Below are 2442 nucleotides of genomic sequence, written 5' to 3' on the forward strand. Positions count from 1 at the left end.
TTTATTATTTACTTCAACTCCTGCTAGTCCATTTGAAAATGAAGATACATTTTCAAATTGAGGTTTAATTATTATATTACCTTTTATGTTAATGAAACCATATTTATTGTATACTTTTACTGCAGCTAAATTTTCACTAAAAGATGATATATAATCATATTGGGGTTTAACAATCATTTTACCATTTAAATTTATAAATCCATATTTATTATCTTTAGCAACCACTATCATTTTATTATGAAGATAACTAACCATAGTATATTCGGGTTTTACTATAAATTTACCAGTTTTATTAATATAAGCAGCTTTATTATTAATAGCAACTTCAGCTGCACCATTCTTAAACGAAAAAGCTTGTTCAAATTGAGGATTAATAATTATGGTGCCATCAGAATTTATATAGCCATATTTTCCATTTCGTGCTATAACAGCTAGTCCTTCACTTGAATTCACTGCTTTATCGTATTTTGGTTTAATAATAACTTTTCCAGTTTCATCAATAAACCCCCATTTTATTTTATTACTGTAAGAATGAGCTGTATAATATTTACTACTAGATGGAAAGGCTATCAAATTTTTATCTGAATTTATTTTACTGTAACTATTAGTACATCCATTAAGAGTAAATAAGCTTATTGTAAAAAATAGTATAGATATTAGTAATTTATTTTTTACCATATTATCACTCTTGTATAATGAATATGTAGTAAAAATTCATTATACTTTTCCTTTCTTAAAGATTTTTACTATAATTATCATAAGATGCTGTGGATTAGTATTTTCACCTATAGCTGGACTCTTTTAATCAAGGGTCTAACCACTTGACTTATGCTTATCAGTTAATTAGTTAGATAACGCATGACGTTTTATATATAGCAAGTATACATTTATTTGGCATAAGATTTGTGGAACATAGCGTACTAATACTATAAAGGAACTATTCTTATGATTTATATTGGTATTGATGTTGCAAAGAACAAATACGATTGCTGCATTATAGATTCAGATGGTGCTTTTTATAACAATTCTTTATGTATATCCAAGTCCCATGAAGGTTTTGAATTACTTTATTCTTCAATACTTTCCATCTTGCCTCTATAATGTAAATATTAAAATTTAATATATATTATTCTATAATAATACTATTATACCAGATATTATCTTTTTATAAATACTGTGTAAAATATTAATTACATGCAATAGAATCCTCTATCTTGTATATAAAGCAAGCACATGTTTAAATAAATCAGCAAATAATTTTATTGATATTTCTAAAAAATCAAATCCTAATCATTCAGATTATTAAGTTTTTATAAAAAAGTGGACATTTATTCTTTCATATTTAAACTATACCCTATTTTAAACTGTTTAATAATGGTTGTTATTTAAAGTAAAAATACTAAATTTATAGTTAGCAGTTAAATTTAAATTTAACTTTTTATAAATTTTACAAATTAATACATATACTATTTTATAATATTATCTTTTTTATTAATTTATATAAATGCAGGTTACATATACAGACAATTTACCCTTTTTATAGGTTAAAAGCTAAAAAGGGGGGATTATTTTGGATGAATTAAAAATTATAGTAGAAAAAGCACAAGACGGTAATAAAAACTGTATGTTAATTATTATTGAAAAATTTAGACCTTTAATTAATAAGTACAGTAAAAAATTAAATTATTCTGGTGCCAACAGTGACTTAATAATATGTTTAATAGAGGTTATAAGTGATATACCTATAGCTAAAAATCCGAAATTTAAGGAGGATAAATACATAATTGGATATATTCATATATCTATTAAGCGTAAATATTTTCAATTATATAAAGAACATCTAAATTTAATTAGAAGAGAGACAGAATTAAATTTAAATATTATTTCTGATTACTATTTAGATAAAAGCTGGAATCTAATAGATAATCGTATATTTATTTCAAGTTTAATGAACAAGCTATCTCAGTATCAAAAATATATTATTAAAAAGATATTTGTATATGATTTTTCAGTATCTGAGTTAGCTAATGAATTAAATATTTCAAGACAATCTGTAAATAGAGCTAAAAACAGGGCATTAAATAATTTAAGAAAATATGCAGTTGAATAATTAGAAAATTAAATATTATTTCCAATATATTTGTAATTTTTAACATGAGGAGATGTTTATGACAAATAAAAACTGTAAGGATTGTATATATGTATTAGATTTAAAAGACGATTTAGAAGAGCTTAAAATTAATGCAAAAGAGTTTGAAAAAAAGGTTAATAAAATTGAAATAATTTCCGCTGAAAGAAAACAACAGATGATAACAATATTTGAGTCATTAAAGAAAATAGAAAATACTATGGGATCTATTGAGCAAAATTCAGACAACTGCCAATTCAAATTAACTATGAGACAAACTACTTTAATATTATTAATATCATTAATTTTAATAA

General features: G+C 23.1%; 4 protein-coding genes. 3 read left to right on the forward strand and 1 reads right to left on the reverse strand.

The window, feature by feature from the left end; translation table 11 throughout:
- The coding region (locus tag KM800_RS14315; RefSeq protein WP_217813689.1) for a WG repeat-containing protein at positions 1-678 on the reverse strand (678 nt) is incomplete at its 3' end.
- 267 nt (positions 679-945) lie between these two features.
- Here KM800_RS14315 and KM800_RS14320 point away from each other — a divergent pair.
- From KM800_RS14320 to KM800_RS14330, 3 genes are all read left to right on the forward strand, one after another.
- Positions 946-1101: an IS110 family transposase gene (locus tag KM800_RS14320; protein ID WP_254906576.1), complete on the forward strand. Its 156-nt coding sequence runs from the start codon at positions 946-948 to the stop codon at positions 1099-1101.
- A gap of 469 nt (positions 1102-1570) precedes the next feature.
- Positions 1571-2110, forward strand: coding sequence for a sigma-70 family RNA polymerase sigma factor (locus KM800_RS14325; protein ID WP_217813690.1), 540 nt, complete (start codon positions 1571-1573; stop codon positions 2108-2110).
- 58 nt (positions 2111-2168) lie between these two features.
- A partial coding sequence (locus KM800_RS14330) for a hypothetical protein (protein ID WP_217813691.1) occupies positions 2169-2442 on the forward strand: 274 nt, incomplete at its 3' end.

This window comes from Clostridium tyrobutyricum, assembly GCF_019144085.1.
GTDB classification, from domain to species: domain Bacteria; phylum Bacillota; class Clostridia; order Clostridiales; family Clostridiaceae; genus Clostridium_B; species Clostridium_B tyrobutyricum_A.